The sequence below is a fragment of the Streptomyces sp. NPDC057654 genome (assembly GCF_042800135.1).
Classification (GTDB): domain Bacteria; phylum Actinomycetota; class Actinomycetes; order Streptomycetales; family Streptomycetaceae; genus Streptomyces.
In genome coordinates this window covers 1-2,565 of the sequence record NZ_JBHVHQ010001073.1, presented here as the reverse complement: position 1 = coordinate 2,565, position 2,565 = coordinate 1, and the positions used below count along the sequence as shown (strand labels likewise).

The 2,565-nt window shown below is 71.1% G+C and carries 2 protein-coding genes and 1 pseudogene; 1 reads left to right on the top strand and 2 read right to left on the bottom strand.

Going from position 1 to position 2,565, the window contains the following annotated elements:
- Positions 1 to 90 precede the first annotated feature (90 nt).
- A complete protein-coding gene (locus tag ACFU99_RS40540; protein WP_384402853.1) occupies positions 91 to 495 on the bottom strand; it encodes a MerR family transcriptional regulator in 405 nt (134 codons plus the stop codon).
- Between the two features lie 161 nt (positions 496 to 656).
- Between ACFU99_RS40540 and ACFU99_RS40535 the strand changes: the two genes are divergently transcribed.
- Positions 657 to 2,156 carry a SulP family inorganic anion transporter gene (locus ACFU99_RS40535; protein WP_384402850.1) on the top strand — a complete coding sequence of 500 codons (1,500 nt, stop codon included), beginning with the start codon at positions 657 to 659 and terminating at the stop codon, positions 2,154 to 2,156.
- A gap of 30 nt (positions 2,157 to 2,186) precedes the next feature.
- Here ACFU99_RS40535 and ACFU99_RS40530 read toward each other — a convergent pair.
- Positions 2,187 to 2,565, bottom strand: a pseudogene (locus ACFU99_RS40530) (SRPBCC domain-containing protein); the annotation flags it as partial.

Below are 2,565 nucleotides of genomic sequence, written 5' to 3'. Positions count from 1 at the left end.
CAGCACAACCACGCACGCCGGGGGCGCGGGGAACTGCGCGACCAGCCACCGGCAAGCCGCAGACAGCCAACCGGGCGGCAGCCCATTGGCTCAGGAGCCGGCCGCCCTCGCCAGCCGCTCGCGCAGCGTGGCTGCGAACTCCTCGGCTCTCCCCAACTGCGTACGCAGCTTGGCGACGCGCTCGGCGGCGGCCTGTTCGAAGCCGCTTACGCGTTCCAAGAGGGAGGCCCGCTCGTCATCCGGCACGTCCTCGCCGGAGTCGAGGCGGTCCGTGGCGGACAGCAGGTCCCGCATTTCCTCCAGGGAGAAGCCGAGCGGCTTCATTCGGCGGATGACCATCAGGCGAGCCACATCGGCCTCGGTGTAGAGGCGGAAGCCGCCCTGGGAGCGGGCCGACGGGACGACGAGGCCGGTCTCCTCGTAGTGCCGGATCGTACGGAGCGACAGCTCGGTCCGCTCGGCGACCTCGCCGATCTGCATGTGCTTGCTGTCCACGCCCTGCCCCTGGCCCTCTCGTTCCGGTGCCGCCACGATCTCTACCCTTACGTTAGGGTAGAGTTGCCGTGTGACGTGCACGTCCATGATGCACGGCAGCCCCGCCGCCCGGCGGCCCGGCACCATCCCCCAGCACCCATCGCGCCCTGACAGGTTCCCCCTTGCCCTCTTCCGTCCCCTCCCCGACCGCGTGGCTGCGCGCCGCCCGTACGTACCGGCTGTCGCCGAAGGTCCTGCGCACCGAAGTGCTGGCCGGCCTGGTGGTGGCGCTGGCGCTGATCCCCGAGGCGATCTCGTTCTCCGTCATCGCGGGGGTCGATCCGAGCATCGGCCTGTTCGCGTCGTTCACGATGGCCGTCACCATCTCCGTCGTCGGCGGCCGACCGGCGATGATCTCCGCGGCCACCGGCGCCGTCGCCCTCGTCATCGCCCCGGTCAACCGCGAGCACGGGTTCGGCTACCTCATCGCGACCGTGATCCTGGCCGGTGTGCTCCAGATCGTCCTCGGCGCGCTCGGCGTCGCCAAGCTGATGCGGTTCGTACCCCGTCCGGTGATGGTCGGCTTCGTCAACGCGCTGGCCGTACTGATCTTCCTGGCCCAGGTCCCGGAGCTGCGGGACGTGCCGTGGCCGGTCTATCCGCTCGTCATCGGCGGGCTGGCCCTGATGGTGCTCTTCCCGAGGATCACCAAGGCCGTGCCGGCCCCGCTGGTGTCCATCGCCGTCCTCACCGCCCTCACCCTGGCCGCGGGGATCGCCGTGCCCACGGTCGGCGACAAGGGCGAGCTGCCCTCCTCGCTGCCGGTGCCCGGCATCCCCGACGTGCCCTTCAGCCTCCACACGCTGACGACGATCGCCCCCTACGCGCTGGCGATGGCGCTGGTCGGGCTGATGGAGTCGCTGATGACGGCCAAACTGGTCGACGACATCACCGACACCCGTTCCAACAAGACCCGCGAGTCCGTCGGCCAGGGCGTCGCCAACATCGTCACCGGCTTCTTCGGCGGTATGGGCGGCTGCGCGATGATCGGTCAGACGATGATCAACGTACGGGTCTCCGGTGCCCGTACCCGCCTGTCCACGTTCCTCGCCGGGACGTTCCTGATGGTCCTGTGCATCGTGTTCGGGCCCCTCGTCTCCGACATCCCGATGGCCGCGCTGGTGGCCGTCATGGTCATGGTGTCGGTCGCCACCTTCGACTGGCACTCCATCGCGCCGAAGACCCTCAAGCGGCTGCCGGCCGGTGAGATCGCCGTCATGGTGGTGACGGTCGGCTGCGTGGTCGCCACGCACAATCTCGCGATCGGCGTCGTCGTCGGCACGCTCGCCGCCATGGCGGTCTTCGCCAGGCGGGTCGCCCACTCGACCGGCGTCACCTCGGTCGCCGACCCCGACGGCGGGCGGGTCGTGTACGCGGTGACCGGCGAGCTCTTCTTCGCCTCGGCCAACGACGTGGTCGACCGGTTCGACTACGCGGGCGACCCGGACTCGGTCGTCATCGACCTGACGGACGCTCACATCTGGGACGCCTCCTCGGTGTCCGCGCTGGACACGGTCGCCGCCAAGTACGCACAGCGCGGCAAGAGCGTCGAGTTCACCGGCCTGAACGAGGCCGGCGCCCGCATCCGCGAACAGCTCAGCGGGGAGCTCGTCGGCCACTGACGAGCCCGCACCTGAGCAAGGGCCCCACGCTCAGGCGAACAGGCCCGTGAGCCACTCCTGCCAGGCCCGCCCGGTCTCCTTCTGGTCCGCGTCGGCGGCGAACTGGTGCACGGCGAGGCCCACGGGTGCGCCGAAGGCGTCGCGGCCGAAGAAGCGGTACAGGGCGTCGTCCGTGCGCAGGCCGACGAAGTGCGCGTTGCTGTAGTCGAGCACGGCGTCCAGCGGGCCGATCCCGGCCGGCTCCGCCCGGACCCGCGCGCCCGCGGCCGTACCGGCGGCCAGGCCCAGCCCCCGGCGCACCGCCTCGAACGAGCCCGGCGCGCTGGAGGCGGCCGGGCCGTCGGCGGCGGTGTACACGGCCCGGCGGCCGGGGAAGTGCGTCAGGTACTGCCGGAGGGTGTGCAGATAG